General features: G+C 59.0%; 15 protein-coding genes and 3 pseudogenes. 8 read left to right on the forward strand and 10 right to left on the reverse strand.

What is annotated here, in order from left to right; genetic code table 11:
* The first annotated feature begins 4 nt into the window (after positions 1–4).
* Both P6U16_RS18490 and P6U16_RS18495 read left to right on the forward strand, forming a co-directional pair.
* Positions 5–625, forward strand: a complete 621-nt coding sequence (locus P6U16_RS18490) for a CoA pyrophosphatase (RefSeq protein WP_277701717.1) — start codon at positions 5–7, stop codon at positions 623–625.
* Entirely contained in the window at positions 622–1875 is a 1254-nt protein-coding gene (locus tag P6U16_RS18495) for a CCA tRNA nucleotidyltransferase (RefSeq protein WP_277701718.1), read from the forward strand. Before P6U16_RS18490 ends, P6U16_RS18495 begins: the two co-directional genes overlap by 4 nt.
* Before the next feature lie 3 nt (positions 1876–1878).
* On the opposite strand, the gene P6U16_RS18500 is transcribed toward P6U16_RS18495, so the two are convergent.
* Positions 1879–2064 (reverse strand): DUF1059 domain-containing protein, encoded by a 186-nt coding sequence (locus tag P6U16_RS18500; RefSeq protein ID WP_277701719.1) that lies wholly within the window; start codon positions 2062–2064, stop codon positions 1879–1881.
* A 308-nt stretch (positions 2065–2372) separates the two neighbouring features.
* Here P6U16_RS18500 and P6U16_RS18505 point away from each other — a divergent pair, with 308 nt between their 5' ends.
* The 3 genes from P6U16_RS18505 (at position 2373) to P6U16_RS18515 (ending at position 4621) form a co-directional block, all read left to right on the forward strand.
* Positions 2373–2795 carry a DUF4168 domain-containing protein gene (locus P6U16_RS18505; protein WP_277701720.1) on the forward strand — a complete coding sequence of 141 codons (423 nt, stop codon included), beginning with the start codon at positions 2373–2375 and terminating at the stop codon, positions 2793–2795.
* Positions 2796–2954: 159 nt separating this feature from the next.
* On the forward strand, positions 2955–3500 hold the full coding sequence (locus P6U16_RS18510; RefSeq protein ID WP_277701722.1) for an adenine phosphoribosyltransferase: 546 nt from the start codon (positions 2955–2957) through the stop codon (positions 3498–3500).
* A gap of 14 nt (positions 3501–3514) precedes the next feature.
* The gene (locus tag P6U16_RS18515; protein ID WP_277701723.1) at positions 3515–4621 is read left to right on the forward strand and encodes a hypothetical protein; all 1107 of its coding nucleotides are present in this window, start codon (positions 3515–3517) and stop codon (positions 4619–4621) included.
* A gap of 16 nt (positions 4622–4637) precedes the next feature.
* Here the strand turns inward: P6U16_RS18515 and P6U16_RS18520 are convergent.
* The 4 genes and pseudogenes from P6U16_RS18520 to ychF form a co-directional block, all read right to left on the reverse strand.
* A pseudogene (locus tag P6U16_RS18520) lies at positions 4638–5106 on the reverse strand (MaoC family dehydratase).
* Positions 5103–5558, reverse strand: coding sequence for a MaoC family dehydratase (locus tag P6U16_RS18525; RefSeq protein ID WP_277701725.1), 456 nt, complete (start codon positions 5556–5558; stop codon positions 5103–5105). The pseudogene P6U16_RS18520 and the gene P6U16_RS18525 overlap by 4 nt, the downstream one beginning before the upstream one ends.
* A gap of 68 nt (positions 5559–5626) precedes the next feature.
* Positions 5627–7081: a hypothetical protein gene (locus P6U16_RS18530; RefSeq protein ID WP_277701727.1), complete on the reverse strand. Its 1455-nt coding sequence runs from the start codon at positions 7079–7081 to the stop codon at positions 5627–5629.
* A 124-nt stretch (positions 7082–7205) separates the two neighbouring features.
* Positions 7206–8309 (reverse strand): redox-regulated ATPase YchF, encoded by a 1104-nt coding sequence (ychF, locus tag P6U16_RS18535; protein WP_277701728.1) that lies wholly within the window; start codon positions 8307–8309, stop codon positions 7206–7208.
* 160 nt (positions 8310–8469) lie between these two features.
* On the opposite strand from ychF, the gene P6U16_RS18540 reads away from it, so the two are divergent.
* The 3 genes from P6U16_RS18540 to clpS are packed head-to-tail and all read left to right on the forward strand — an operon-like array spanning position 8470 to position 9460.
* The gene (locus P6U16_RS18540) at positions 8470–8730 is read left to right on the forward strand and encodes an AbrB/MazE/SpoVT family DNA-binding domain-containing protein (protein ID WP_277701729.1); all 261 of its coding nucleotides are present in this window, start codon (positions 8470–8472) and stop codon (positions 8728–8730) included.
* Positions 8727–9128 (forward strand): type II toxin-antitoxin system VapC family toxin, encoded by a 402-nt coding sequence (locus P6U16_RS18545; RefSeq protein WP_277701730.1) that lies wholly within the window; start codon positions 8727–8729, stop codon positions 9126–9128. The genes P6U16_RS18540 and P6U16_RS18545 overlap by 4 nt, the downstream gene beginning before the upstream one ends.
* 17 nt (positions 9129–9145) lie before the next feature.
* Positions 9146–9460 (forward strand): ATP-dependent Clp protease adapter ClpS, encoded by a 315-nt coding sequence (gene clpS, locus P6U16_RS18550; RefSeq protein ID WP_277701731.1) that lies wholly within the window; start codon positions 9146–9148, stop codon positions 9458–9460.
* Positions 9461–9487: 27 nt separating this feature from the next.
* Here the strand turns inward: clpS and pth are convergent.
* The 5 genes and pseudogenes from pth to P6U16_RS18575 form a co-directional block, all read right to left on the reverse strand.
* Positions 9488–10213 (reverse strand): annotated as a pseudogene (gene pth, locus P6U16_RS18555) (aminoacyl-tRNA hydrolase).
* 192 nt (positions 10214–10405) lie between these two features.
* On the reverse strand, positions 10406–11032 hold the full coding sequence (locus P6U16_RS18560; protein WP_277701732.1) for a transporter substrate-binding domain-containing protein: 627 nt from the start codon (positions 11030–11032) through the stop codon (positions 10406–10408).
* Positions 11033–11140: 108 nt separating this feature from the next.
* Positions 11141–11800 (reverse strand): transporter substrate-binding domain-containing protein, encoded by a 660-nt coding sequence (locus P6U16_RS18565; RefSeq protein ID WP_277701733.1) that lies wholly within the window; start codon positions 11798–11800, stop codon positions 11141–11143.
* 52 nt (positions 11801–11852) lie between these two features.
* Positions 11853–14232: pseudogene (locus tag P6U16_RS18570) on the reverse strand (EAL domain-containing protein).
* Positions 14233–14516: 284 nt separating this feature from the next.
* The gene (locus tag P6U16_RS18575; protein ID WP_277701734.1) at positions 14517–15119 is read right to left on the reverse strand and encodes a 50S ribosomal protein L25/general stress protein Ctc; all 603 of its coding nucleotides are present in this window, start codon (positions 15117–15119) and stop codon (positions 14517–14519) included.
* Positions 15120–15166: the final 47 nt, after the last annotated feature.

A 15166-nucleotide genomic window follows, 5' to 3' on the forward strand; every position in this document is an offset into this window, starting at 1 on the left:
CAGCATGTTTTCGGCCGAAGGCTTCCGCAACCGGGCGCTGGCACAATCGGGAAGCCCCGTCGATGACGCCTGGCGCGAGCATGGCGATTTCCTGCTCAATCCGGATGTCGTTCCCTATCTCGAAACCCTGAAGCTGAAAGACGCCGCCGTTCTGGTGCCTGTTGTCGATGACGGCGACGATGCCCGCGTGATCTTCACCCAGCGCACATCCAGCCTGCGCAAGCATTCGGGCCAGGTCGCCTTTCCCGGCGGCGCCATCGATGCCGATGACGATACGCCCGAAGTCGCTGCCCTCAGGGAGGCGGAAGAGGAGATTGGCCTTGATCGCCGTTTTGTCGAGCCGATCGGTCGTTTGCCGCACTACATGGCTCTGTCCGGTTTCCGAATCACACCCATCCTCGCGATCGTCCAGCCCGGCTTCGAGCTGGTGCCGAACCCGACGGAAGTCGAAGAGATCTTCGACGTGCCGCTGTCCTTCCTCATGAACCCGCGCAACCATGGACGGGGTCGCGGCCACTGGCAGGGGGCCGAGCGGCATTTTTACCGCATGCCCTATGGCGAGCGGAACATCTGGGGTATCACCGCCGGGATTGTCCGCGTGCTCTACGAAAGGCTTTACGCATGACCTCGATTGCCGCTGAAACCTGGTTTTCGGCACCGGCGCTGAGACGCATCTTCGATCTCCTGAATGCCGATGGCGGCGAGGTTCGCCTCGTCGGCGGCGCCGTGCGCAACAGCCTGATGGGCCTGCCCGTAGGCGATATCGACATGGCAACGACGCTGGTGCCGGAAGAGGTCGTGCGCCGTGCCGGAGATGCGGGCATCAAGGCGGTGCCGACCGGGATCGCGCATGGCACAATTACGCTGGTGATGGACGGCCAGCCGTTCGAAGTCACCACTTTGCGCCGAGATGTCGAGACCGACGGCCGCCATGCCGAGGTCGCCTTCGGGACCGACTGGAGGGTGGATGCCGAGCGCCGGGACCTGACGATCAATGCGCTCTATGCTGATTCTGAGGGCGAGGTCATCGATCTCGTCGGCGGCATGGCCGATATCGAGACGCGGACGGTGCGTTTCATCGGTGACGCGCAAGCTCGCGTGGCCGAGGATTATCTGCGGGTGCTGCGGTTCTTTCGGTTCTTTGCCTATTACGGCTCCGGCCGGCCCGATGCTGATGGCTTGCGCGCCTGCGCTCGCGCCAAGTCGAGCCTTTCGTCCCTTTCCGCCGAGCGGGTCTGGTCGGAAATGAAGAAACTGCTTGCCGCGCGCGATCCGGGCCGGGCGCTGCTGTGGATGCGGCAGTCCGGCGTGCTTACCGAAATCCTGCCCGAGACGGAAAAATGGGGCATCGACGCCATCCCTGGTCTCGTTGCGGCAGAAGGTGCGTTGCAGTGGAAGCCGGAGCCTTTGTTGCGGCTCGCATCCATGGTGCCGCCCGACGCGGAACGGTTGGAGGCCATGGCGGCGCGATTGCGCCTGTCGAAGGCTGAGGCTGCCTATTTCCAGCAATGGGCGAAATCGCCTGTTGTGGCCGACACGATTGCCGATACGGCGTTCGATCGGTTGCTGTACTGGAATGGTCCGGCGGGGGTCGTTCCGCGCCTGAAACTGATGCTGGCCAGCCTCAGGGTGAAGGCGGAAAATGACCTTGAACTCCTGCCGCAGATGGGCAAGCTGCAGCGTCTCCTGACGCGCGCACTCGACTGGAAGAAACCGGTGTTTCCGCTCACCGGCGCCGATGTGCTGCAAACGGGCGTTCCGGCTGGACCGCAGGTGGGGGAAATGCTTGCTGCCCTGGAAAAGCAATGGGTGGACGGAAATTTCCACGCGGACCGGGCAACGCTGGTTGCCCGGCTGGGATCGATGGTCTCCTGAAACTCAGGCCGCCTTGGTTTCGTTGACGACGCGGGCGCGGATGTTCTCGATCATGGTTTCGCGAATGGTCGTCTCGCCATGGGTCTGCTTCATATGTTCGACGGTGCGGCGGATGACTTCCGCGTCGCTGTCGGCGCGGGTGTGCCAGTCGCAACCGGGCACGAGAGAACCGCATTCAAAAAGTCTCATGATGTTCCTCCTTATTTGCTTGAGCGTTTGGGCTTCTTGAGCATGAGCGCGCACCGGTTCGGTGCGCTGACCAAGCATACCACCAACAGGACGACCGACCGAATTGTTCCGGCAGCCACGCCCGTTCTGCCACGAAATGGCCGTGCGCGTGCCGGGAGATCACCCGGACATCGCCCCATTCGGCCCATCCGAGGGCCATATTGTCGCCCGATCAATCCTCGACCCTGTGTGCCGGTCGACAGGATCGATGGGAAATCTTCCATTTGGTCCTGTCCTGCTGACACAGAACCGAAAAGGAACTGAACGACATGACCATTCGCCACATGCCCGTTGCCGCCCTTGGAGCCGCAGTCCTCAGCCTCGTCGTCATCGGCGCACCCGCCTTTGCGCAGCAGAATACGGCGCCGCAGACGAAGCCGGTGCCGGGGCAATCCATGGAGCGGCCGGCGCCCGTCGCCATCAGCGACGAAAAGCTCGAAGCCTTCGCCGTGGCCTATCTGCAGGTCGACAAGGTGCGGCAGGACTATTCCGCAAAGATCGGTGCCGCCAAGGATCCCAGCTCCAAGCAGAAGCTGCAGAACGAGGCCAATCAGGAAATGATCAAGGCCGTCGAGACGTCACCGAACATGTCGGTCGAGGACTACAAGACGGTTATCAGCGCGGCGCAGACCGACCCGGTCGTTGCCAAGAAATTGCAGGAAAAGCTGCAGACGCCGCCCACAGCCCAGTAGCCCCCGAAAACCATCGGCAGGTGTATCTCAACCGCTTGCCCGAACGGGCCGTCCCTACCGGGCGGCCCGTTTTCACATCAAGAAACCGCTATCGAAAAATCCCGGTTTGGTGTTATGCCTTGCGCCCATCGAGACATGTTCAAAGGCATATCAGACACCATGACGTCTTCCCTGCAAAAGGAACTGACCGCCGCCATCCGCAACATTCCGGACTATCCGAAGCCCGGCATCATGTTCCGCGATATCACCACGCTGCTCGGCAATCCGCGGGCCTTCCGCCGCGCGATCGACGAGTTGGTGCACCCCTATGCCGGCACCAAGATCGACAAGATCGCCGGGATCGAAGCGCGCGGTTTCATCATGGGCGGCGCCATGGCGCACCAGATGTCCTCCGGCTTCGTGCCGATCCGCAAAAAGGGCAAGCTGCCGCATGATATCGTGCGCATTGCCTACAGCCTGGAATACGGCGTCGACGAGATGGAAATGCACCGCGACGCAATCACGCCCGGCGAAAAGGTCATTCTGGTCGATGACCTGATTGCGACCGGCGGCACGGCCGAAGGCGCCGTCAAGCTCCTGACACAGATGGGGGCCGACATTGTCGCCGCCTGCTTCATCATCGACCTGCCTGAACTGGGTGGCCGCAAAAAACTCGAGGCGCTGGGCGTCAACGTTCATACGCTGATCGAATTCGCAGGCCATTGAGCGGAGAGCTGCGCATGACGACGGTAGCAGACGCGCTGAACGCGGCGGCCAATGAAGGCATCATCACATCTGCCCAGGCGGAACGGTTGACGCCGTTTCTGCTCGACAGGGGCGTCGGGACGTCCCCTCCGATGGCTTCGTCCCAACTCGATGACGCGCGTGCGGCCGAAGAGAGCGAGCAGCCCCGCTTCGTGCGTGGATTCCACGATATTCTCATTACCATCGGCGTGGTGGTCGCGCTTCTCGGGCTTTGGGGCATCGGCAGCATCTTTGCGGTTCTTCCGGCAATCATCGTTCTCGCCGAAATCCTGATCCGCCGCCAAAGGCTGGCGCTGCCGGCGGTGGCGCTGACCGTCGCCCTCATCCAGTGGGCGGCCGTGCTGACCGCGATGCTCGATGAGCAAATACCTGATGCCGCCGATTATTACCTGCGCGCGCTTTATCTCATTCCGGTCTTCTCCATCCTGCTTGCCGCATTCTACTGGCGGTATCGCGTTCCCCTTGCACTGGCGGCGCTGTTGTTCTCGCTGTTCCTGCTGGCGATGGACCTCGTCATTCTCCTCCTGTCGAAAGCCATGGGGACGAACGATCTCATCATCGAGCATAGCGGCCTGGCGGCAACCGTGTTCCTGATCGGCGCGCTCGGGCTTTTCACGGCCGCGATGATCTACGATGTGGCCGATCCCGCGCGCAGGACGCGCCAGTCCGATGTCGCCTTCTGGCTTCATCTGGCGGCAGCGCCTGCGCTGCTCTACGCGATGCTGTCCTTCATCTTCCTGCGCAATGGCCCGGGTGAATGGTGGGGCGACACGACGTCACCCGGTGATGCTATTGCCGTGCTGGCGATTGTCGTCGCCTTCATGGTGGTCGGCCTCGTCATCGATCGTCGCGCCTTCGTGACATCGGGCCTCTTGTCGCTCGGTCTGGCGATCTGGACGATCCTCCAGCGCGGCGGCATCGACTTTGGCGACTATTTCTCGGTGACCGTGCTTGCGGTCGGTGTGGTCGTCCTGATGGTCGGCATTTTCTGGCAGGCCCTGCGGAGAGCGGTGCTCTCGGTGCTGCCGGGCTCGATAACGCGCCATCTGCATCCTGTGTATCTGCCGGCGCCTGCGGTATAATCTGCCATAAACGGGCTCAGGGAAACTCGAGCACCTTGCTCTTGAAGCGGATGACTGGTTCTCCGTCCTGGTTTTCGCCCTCGCAGCGGATCGTGTTGATGCGCCAGCCCGGCCGGGATTCCAGATCCTTGGCGGCAAGAAACGTCACGAAATAGGTAATGCTGTCGCCGGCAAAGACCGGCCGCAGCCAGCGCAGATCCTTGAAGCCCGGAGAGGGGCCGAGCTTCGGCACGACGAGGCCTTGCTTGGCCAGCCGTTTCGATCTCGCCCATCCAGAACGGCACGAAACATTTCATCCAGCCGGCGCAGGTATGCCAGCCGGAGGCACACAGCCCGCCGAACAGCGACTGCCGGGCAGCGTCCGGATTTAGGTGAAACGGCTGCGGATCAAATTTTTCGGCAAAGCGAACGATGTCGTCCGCGGTGAAAACCACCGTGCCGATCTGCACTTTGGTTCCTTCCGGGTGAAGTTCCGACAGTTTCATGCTGCATCTCCCGCCAGCCGGCAGCGGATCATGTTGGCATAGTCGCAGATGGCGACGGTTTCGCCGCGCTGGTTGGTGACTTCCGCCCGGAACGTCACGATCCCGATCTCCGACCGCGATTTGGAAACCCGCGTCGCTATCACGCTGCTGTGCCCCGAAAGCGTATCGCCGGCCAGAACCGGCTTCTTCCATTCCATGCTGTCGATGCCCGGCGAGCCTTCGGATGCGCTGTCGCCGATGTAGCCATCGCAAAGCATGCGCATCATGATCGCGCTCGTATGCCAGCCGGAGGCCGCCAGCCCGCCGAGAATGCTCGCCTTGCCGCCCGCTTCCGACAGGTGCATCGGCTGCGCGTCGAATTCGGTGGCAAAGGCAATGATGGCCTCTGCGCTGACCGGCGCCGGTTTGAACTCGAAGCGTCTACCGACCGGGAAGTCCTCGAAATGAAGCATGTGCGTCCTCCAATGCTACAGGTGGTAACACTGCAAGCGGTGCGGGCAAAAGGTCGGATCGTGATAGATCAACGGGGAAAATTCATTTCCTGGCCGTTGATCTTCACCTTTCCGGCCTCATCGACCGCCACATTCCACATCTGGCGGCCATCGGGCGTTGCCTTGGCAAAGCCCTTGAGCATCAGCAGCCCGAAGGCGGCCTGACCGAACTGCGGCACTGTCTTGGCGTTTTCCTGCAGATAGGCGACGGTCTTGTCGAAATCCCGGGCGTAAAGCGTCACGTCGGTATTCTGGCGTTGCGGTTCGCCTGGAAAGATCTTCATCGTACCGGTCATGCTGATGTCGTAGATCTCCGATTTGACGGCCACATTGTCATAAGTGACGGTGAAAGTGCCATCCGGAAAGAAAATCTTCGAGGCAATCTCGCCCTTTGCGGGGTCGAGCGGCGGCTCCTTGTTGAAGTCGCTGTTTTCGATGACATAGGTGATGCCTTCGGCGAGGTTGATATCGGGCACAGACATGCGCATCTCGACGAAATCCGGAATGGCCGGCATGAACTCGGCCGGCAGCAATCCCATCGGCAATCGCGGTTCCGTGACATCGATCCCGAAACCGATGCGGGTGGCCTTGCTGATGCCGTTCATGTCGATGGTGTAATTCACCGCCTTCGCCCCGAATGTTCCCTGGGCAGTGATAACGTTGAGGTTGTTGAGCGTGATCGATTCCAGCAGCGTGTCGAACAGGGGGATATTGGCCAGCGCCAGCGTTTTCAGCCGCTGAGTTCCGGAAGCATCAAGCTTGTCCTTGTCCATATTGTCGAGCACGAAGAAGACCAGGTCGATCAGCGGCCTAAAAGCGAGGCCGTTCATCGCGACATTCACGTCCAGATCGTCGGCGGAGATGTCGACGCGGACCTTGTTCGGATCGGTCATGCTCTGGAAATAACCGTTCATCGAGGCATCCGAACGGACGTCGATGGTGCCGTCCGCGGTTTTCGTCGAACTGATCGTCGATGTCATGTCCTTGAAGCGGGCGTCCAGCATGGACTGCTCGCTCTTCGAGGAAATTGTGATGTCGCGGGCACTCATGTCCGCAGACTGGAAATAGCGGATGTCCGGGTCGAATACGCCGTCGAGGCGCATGTCGCCGATACGGTAGGAGAAGGTGTTCGTCTGGTTTTGCGCCGTGAACGTGCCGTTGATGTCGAGCTTTTCGGACTGCGTGACCTTCCACAGGCCCTGCTCGAGCGGCGTGACAAGCGACAGAAAGGGCTTGAGGCCGGAAATCGTCAGCTCCTTCGGATCGACGGAGCGCAGCAGCACAGCGGGATCGAAGCGGACCTCGTAGGATGTCGTTCCCGGGCGAACCGTTACGAGACCGTTCTTCACCAGATCCTCAGGCAGATAGGCGGTCAGGCTCTTCTGTAGCGCTTCGGCGCCCTTGAAATCGATGTCTGCTGCCATCGCACTCTGTGCAAGGAGCGTGGTGGTGGCAAAAAGGGTAGCAAGGCAAGGCGCACGCATAAAGTTTTCTCCCGTCGATATGGGCGGATACGAACGACATAGACGGGATAAGTCAACAGGCAAGGGTGCCCCATTGCCTGTCGTAGTTGTCAAAACGCCGAAGGACCGTGGCGGCCCGACAGCGTCAGGTGTTGAAGCGGAAGTGGATGACGTCGCCGTCCTGAACCACATATTCCTTGCCTTCGTCGCGGCCCTTGCCGGCTTCCTTGGCACCAACTTCGCCGTTGAATGCGATATAGTCATCATAGGCGATGGTGAAGGCGCGGATGAAGCCACGTTCGAAATCCGTGTGGATGACGCCGGCTGCTGCCGGGGCCTTGGTCCCGCGCGGAATGGTCCAGGCGCGGGTTTCCTTGGGGCCGACGGTGAAATAGGTAATCAGGTCGAGCAGCCTGTAGCCGGCCCGAATCAGCTGGTCGAGGCCGGCTTCATGCAGGCCGAGCGCTTCGAGGAATTCCTTGGATTCCTCTTCCGGCAGTTGTGCGACTTCGGATTCGATGGCTGCCGAAATGATCACAGTTTCTGCACCCTGTGCCTTGGCCATTTCGGCCACGGCCTTGGTGTGGGCATTGCCGGTTGCCGCATCGGCTTCCGCGACGTTGCAGACGTAGAGAACCGGATGGGAGGTGAGCAGGTTGAGGCTTTGCAGGATTTCCAGCTCTTCCGGCGAAAGCGTCGGCACGAGCGTGCGCACCGGCTTGCCGTCCTGCAGGAGCTTCAGCGACGCGTCCATGATCGGCAGCAGCGTCAAGGATTCCTTGTCCTTGGCGCTGGCGCGCTTGCGGGTCTGCTCGGTCCGGCGCTCCAGGCTTTCGAGATCGGCGAGCATCAGCTCGGTCTCGATCGTCTCGGCGTCGCCCACCGGGTTGATGCGGCCTTCGACATGGGTGATATCGTCATCCTCGAAGCAGCGCAGCACATGCACCGTCGCATCGACTTCGCGGATATTGGCCAGGAACTTGTTGCCCAGGCCTTCGCCCTTCGACGCACCGCGCACGAGACCGGCAATGTCGACGAAGGAAATGCGGGTCGGGATCAGCTCCTTCGACTTCGCAACATCCGCAAGCTTGCGCATGCGCGGGTCCGGTACGGCAACCTCGCCGGTGTTCGGCTCGATGGTGCAGAACGGATAGTTCGCGGCCTGCGCCTGCGCCGTCTTGGTCAAGGCGTTGAAGAGGGTGGACTTGCCGACATTCGGCAGTCCGACGATACCGCATTTAAAACCCATGGTCTTGAAACCTGTCCAATCGAATTCTGTTGCAGTGCCTTTTGCGGAAACTGGGCGTCCGGTCAAGCCTTGAGGCCAAGAATGCGTGATTCACCGCTCTCTTCAACTTGAATGTAAGGCTTAAATGCCTTACTTTTTTAGATGTTATTAGGAGATGGACATGGCGACGTTGAAAGTCACGGCGAAGGGGCAGGTCACGCTCAAGAAGGAAGTGTTGCAGCACCTCGGCGCCCGACCGGGCGATAGTCTCGATGTCGATCTTCTGCCAAACGGTCGAGTCTCGGTCCATATCGTCAAGCCGGAGAAACACGGCATAGAGGCCCTGTTCGGGATGTTTGAAAACAAGACCGGCAGAACAGTTTCGATCGACGAGATGAATGAAGCCATTGAAGCCGGCTGGGCAGGTAAGGTCAAATATTGAAAGTCATCGTCGATACCGACATTCTGGTCAGAATGTTCACGCGCGATCATCCGGTCGAAAGTCCACGAGCCGAAGAACTGCTCCGAACCCACGACGCAGTGATCTCAAACCAGACGCTCTGCGAGATGACATGGGTTTTGAAGAAGGCGTATAAATTCACGGCGGCGGAACTGAAGCAGGCGGTCGAAGCTCTGTCGGGTTCCGAGACCGTCATCGTTGACCGAGGTGCTGTTGAAAACGGATTGACCTTCATGAACGCCGGCGGCGATTTTGCAGATGGCGTCATTGCGTTTGAAGGCCGGCGGTTGGGTGGCGAGGTTTTTGCCACCTTCGATCGAAAAGCGGCAAACATCTTGAAACGAACCCATCAGTCCGTCCTGCTGCTGGCTGCGGATTGAACGCGAAAGTGATTGCGATGGCAGATCAGAACGATACGGTCATCGAGCGGAAGACCCGGTCGAAACCCAAGCTGGAGCGACCGAAGCTCTACAAGGTCATCCTGCTCAACGACGATTACACGCCGCGCGAATTCGTGACCCTGGTGCTGAAGGTGGTGTTCTGCATGAGCACTGAGGCCGGCTATCGGGTCATGATGACGGCGCACAAGCTCGGCTCCTGCGTCGTGGTGGTCTGCGCGAAAGACATCGCCGAAACCAAATCCAAGGAAGCGAACGACCTTGCCAAGGAAGCCGGCTTCCCGCTGATGTTCTCGACGGAGCCGGAAGAGTAGGGGCGACGCCGCTGTTGAAAGGCGAAATTACTCGCCCCTGTCGCCGCCGCCGAAGAGCTTCTTCAGCATATCCGCCATCGGCCCGGTGGTCGGCAGCTTTTGGGCTGGGCGCTGTTGTTGGCCTGACGGATATGGGATCTGCCTGCGCCCTTGGGTTTGGCGGGTGCTGCTTCCGGCTCCAGCTTGCCGCCGGTCGCGAGCGCAATCTTGTTCATGAACTGCGAGTCCTCGGCCTTGACCAGCATGTCGGCGTTGTCGGCCAAGGCATCGAGCAGGGGCTCCAGCCACGTCCGGTCGCTCTTGGCAAAATCACCGAGAACATGGCCTTGGACCCGTTCCTTCGAGCCGGGATGATCGATGCCAAGGCGAAGGCGGCGGTATTCCTTGCCGATATGCGCGTCGATCGACTTGATGCCATTGTGCCCGCCATGGCCACCGGCAGTCTTGATGCGGGCCTTGCCGGCGGGAAGGTCCAGTTCGTCGTAGATTGCAAGCACGGCGCCCGGTGTCAGCTTGTAGAAGCGCATGGCCTCGCCGACCGATCTCGCCTGAAAGGTTCATGAAGGTCTGTGGCTTGACGAGCAGGACTTTCTCGCCGCCGATATCACCTTCGGCAATGAGCGCCTTGAACTTCTTGCTCCAGGGCGAAAAAGTGTGACGGCGATGAATGGCGTCTACGGCCATGAAGCCGATATTGTGCCGGTTGCCGGCATATTGGCTGCCCGGGTTCCCAAGGCCTGCGAAAATCTGCATGACGGTCTCTTCCGGAGTGCATCGAAGGGCGCTCTATGCGCTGCCTTTAAACTGTCTTCCATCGCTTCGACAGCCGGAAGTCAACCGTGACAGGGCGTCCGCGGTTTTATTTTTCAGTCTTTTCGTAGCGCTTGTAGATTGCGGCCTGGCTCCCGTCGGCGATCATGACGTCAAGCCGGGACTGCATTTTGGCTATAAGCGCGTCCGGAACTTGAAGGTTGCAGGCGATGCCGGCCCGTGTGCCTTCCAGATCGAGGACGGCTTCGATAGGCTCCCCGTCTGCCGCAGGTTTTCGTACGTGGTCTTTGTCATGATTACCAGTTGCACGCGATCGCTCAGGAGCTTTTTCAGAGAAACCTCAAGGCTCGGAGCGCTGTCGAGTTGCGGAAAGCCCTGCTGCTTTGCGTAGGTTTCCGCAGAGTCATCGCGGTGCACGCCAATTATGAAGCCCTTTGCCTCATCAAGGGTTTTTGGCGCAAATGGCTGACCGGCCTTGCGCACCATGATCATGATGTCGAGCACGAGCGGTTGAACCCATTTGAACTTCGCCTTACGCTCGGGCAACAACCCCGTCGTGAAAACGCAGGTGTCCCGCGTGGTTTCGGCCAACGAGAACGCCCGCGCCCAGGGCTGCATTTCCAGGGTGAAACCGACACCGATATCATCCATGATCGCGCGCACCTGATCGACCGATATGCCTTTAAGCTCGCTGCCCTCGGTATAGGAGAACGGCGGATAGTCCTCTGTCAAAAAGTGCAGATCTTCGCCATATGCGGATGAAGACAAGAAAGCGAACAGAGCTGCGGTGATAATTTTCATAGGGGTTTCCTGTCGGGAGCGGCATTATGCTGGGAGATGCAGGCGTTATCGTTGTCCTCGAAAGGAACCGCTAGCGGAACTTATTTGTCGGATCGCAAACCATATTTTTCAAAAATGCGGTCCTGGGTGCCATTTTTGATCAGTTTGTCCAGTTCTGTTTGCATGGCTCAGAATCGTCGTATCCGCAACGGCAAGATTGCAGGCAAAGCCGTAGAGCTTGCCATCCAGCGTCAGGGCGGCTTCGACTTGCGTGCCTTCAGTGCGCATTGTCTCAAATGTCTTTTCCGAGGTCATCATCAGATCGATGCGATCACTCAGAAGCTTCTTCAGCGTCGCTTCCATATCTACGGCCAGATCGATTTTGGTAAAATTGTTGTTTCGGAGATAGGCGCTGGAAAAATCCTCGCGCTGTGTGCCGATGGTGAAACGCTTTGCATCTTCAACATCAAGAGGATTTACGGATGACCCCGCCTTTTTCAGCATAACCATTCTATCGACCAGCAGCGGCATCACCCATTTGAACCGCGCGGACCGTTCGTGGTCATGGCCAGTCGTGAACACACAGGTGGATGGCTGGCTTTCCGCCATGGAGAAAGCGCGGGCCCACGGAAGGATTTCGATCGAGTATTCGATGCCGAGGGCTGTCATGATAAGATCGGCCTGCTCAACGGATGCGCCGCTGGGTTTTCCATCGTCGCTGAAATTATAGGGCCGGTACTCCTCTGTCAGGAGCTTGAGCGGCTCGGCCTGTGCAATGCCAAAAAGCAAAGAACGAGTGCGAAAGCGAGGTATTTCATACCTGTTGCCTTTCGAGGTTTCCTTACGCCAGATTGCTGGCCTTCGCTTCGGAACTTGTCTCGAGCAATTGTAGCATGTTTTCGATCGGCATGGGTCTGGCGAATAGATAGCCCTGACCGTAGTCGAGGCCGAGTTTTCGCAACAGTTCCCACTGATCCTTCGTCTCGATCCCCTCCGCGACCACCGTGCAGCCCATCTGGTGCGAGATCGTGCGGATACCCTTGATGAGCATGCGGCTCTTGCGGCGGACATCCGCAGTGCCGGTGCTGAGCGAACGGGTGAAAGACTGATCTACCTTGACGATATCGACCGGAAATCTGTTGAGATAGCTCAGCGACGAATAGCCGGTGCCGAAGTCATCGAGCGCGATGCGACAGCCGAATTCGCTGAGCTGTTTGAGGACCGCGTGGATATGCGGATTATCGAGCATCAGGACCGCCTCGGTGATTTCGACGACGATCCGCTTGGGCGAGATATGGTGCTTGAGGAGGAGGGCGGCGAGCTTGTGCGGCAGCGTTTCCTCGAATTGCAGCGGCGAAAAATTGACGGCGAGATAGGTTTCCTGGGTGCCGTCGAGCAGCGAGATGCGCGCCAGATTATGGATCGCCTTTTCGAGGATACGCTCGCCGACAAGGGCGATCGTGCCGGTTTCCTCGGCAATGCCGATGATCTTGGCAGGTGGCAGAATGCCTTTTTCCGGATGATTGAGCCGCATCAACGCCTCGAAACCGGCGATCCGCCCGTCGCTCAGGCTGACGATCGGCTGCAGATAGGCCTCGAACCAGTCCTCCTTCAGGCCGCATTCGATATACTGCTCGATTTCGTGCCGCTCGCGGGCGGTGTCCAGCATGCTGGCGTCGAAGATCTGCATGCCGTTCTTGCCGTCGCGCTTGCGGGCATACATGGCCATGTCGGATTTCAACAAAAGTTCGGCCGCGTTGGCCGCATGGATCGGATAGAGCGCTATGCCGACGCTGGAACTGACCGAGAGTTCGGCACCCTCGATGACGATCGGTTCACGCAGGCTAGCGCAGATGCGCTCGCCGATCTCGCTTGCAAGCGCTTCTACTTCCTTGGCGGTGACGAGAATGGCGAATTCGTCACCCCCAGGCGTGACATCGTATCGTCGGGCCGCAGCGTCGTCTTGATACGGGAGACGACCTGGCGCAGAACTTCGTCGCCCGCTGCATGGCCGAAATTGTCGTTGATCCACTTGAAACGGTCGAGGTCGATGAAGATGCAGGCGAGTTCCGTCTCGCGTTCATCGGCCGTGCGGATGCTTTTGTCGAGCGCAGCCTCGAACCCCTGGCGGTTCAGGAGGCCGGTGAGGTGGTCGGTGATCGCCTGGGCGTGATTGCGGCTTTCGGCCTGCTTCAGTTCGGTAACGTCCGTCATCACCGACAACGAGATGCTGCCGCTGGCGTCTTCCGTCGCTGATTTCATCTCCAGGATGAGGACCACCATGGATGTCCCGTTTGCCTTGATGAAGGGGACGGTGACTTCGCAGATATTGGCATGGGTCGCGTTCACATTGGCGCTTCTGGCCCGGTAGGTCTCGTGCCAGTGTTCATCAACGAAATCGGTGAAAGCGCGACCGATGACATCGTTGCGCGCATAGCCGGTGGCAACCAGCCAGTAATCGCTCACAGCTGTGATCATGTTCTCAGCATTGAGCGAAAACAGCATTGCCGGCGTCAGGTTATAGATGTCGGTGGCGCGGCCATGCGCCAGCTTCAACTCGTTCTGCTCGTTTTCGAGCCTGTTCTGCATTTCGTTGAAGTTCTGGGCGAGATTACCCATCTCGTCGTCCGACGTCCAATCGACATGGTGGCGCGAGCCCAGCCGACGGGTGGCTTCGATGGCAGCGGTCAACCGCATGAGCGGCCGCATCACGGTGATGCGGTTTCCGATAATGGCAGAGGCGAAAACGATACCGACGGCGAAGATCAGAATTGCGAAAACGCTGAGTTCGTCCTTGCTGAAGCGCGAAAGCAGGCCGGGTGTTGCAACCCAAATATCGATGTTGCCGACTTGCCGCGGGCCGCTTGGAGCGTCGTAATAAATGGCCGTTGCAAGCGAGGAATGCGGTACCGTCGAGGGAGCCGGCCTGGTGGCAGCTGTACGGAGATCGTTGAAGAACTGTCCTTGATATAAACCGATATGACATTTGGATCGTCGGTGAGAGATCTGGCAATCTGCGCTACGCTGTCTGCATCAAAGTCCCAAAGAGGTTTCCCCAGCGCCTTGGCACTGGCCTCCATCAAGCCATGGGCAGTCTGAATGCGCTCGCGCGCCAGGCGCTCAGACGACAGGGATAAAAACAGGACGAGCAGAGGTGCGACGAAAACCAGCATCGAGGCACAGACGATCGCGATAAATCGATTTTCGACGGAATGCATCATCGTTTGCACTCCGGCGGTTTGCTACTCAAAATTGTCATTTAGGATTCTCGTACAGTAAATGCCGTTGCAATCCCCCACCATCAAGACACCACTAAATTCTTAAATGTTGCTGAAATTCATCCATCAAAAATTGTTGGGTGGGGCGAAATCAGGGCTCGATGCCAAAATAAAGGCAATACACGCAGCAACAAAAAACCCGCCCACGCAGATGCGGGGCGGGCTGTCTGGACGATGGATTGCTGCCTTCAGCTTTTCTGAAAACGCGGCCCCATATATAAAGCTTATCAGGCTTCGACTTCGGCTTCTTCGGTCGTGCCGCCAGCAGGCTGGGCGATCGTGGCGATCGTGAAGTCGCGGTCTGTGATGACAGGGGTCGCGTTCTTCGGCAGCTTGATGTTGGAGATGTGAATGCCGTCGCCGATCTTGAGGCCGGTCAGGTCGGCCGTCAGGAATTCCGGGATATCGTCGGCCGGAACAACCATTTCGACTTCGTGACGAACGATGTTCAGAACGCCGCCGATCTTGATGCCCGGGGACTTTTCTTCGTTGATGAAGTGAACCGGAATTTCAACGGTGACGACGCTGTCCTTCGAAACGCGAAGGAAGTCGACGTGCATGGTGAAATCGCGGACCGGATCGAGCTGGTAGTCCTTCGGCAGAACCCGGATCTTCTCGCCGCCGACGTCGATCGTCGCGATCGTGGTCATGAAACCACCGGCGTGAATCTTCAGGGTGACTTCCTTGGAAGACAGGGAGATCGAAATCGGAGTCTGCTTGTCGCCATAGATGACAGCAGGAATAAGACCGTTGCGGCGCAGTTCACGGGAGGACCCCTTACCAACCCGTTCGCGCGTTTCGGCCTTGAGCTCATAGGATGCGTGGCTCATGGTCGTACCTTTCTAGTGTTATTGGAGAGTTTGCCGATCCAAAGGTG

The sequence above is a fragment of the Rhizobium sp. 32-5/1 genome (genome assembly GCF_029537235.1).
GTDB lineage: Bacteria > Pseudomonadota > Alphaproteobacteria > Rhizobiales > Rhizobiaceae > Pararhizobium.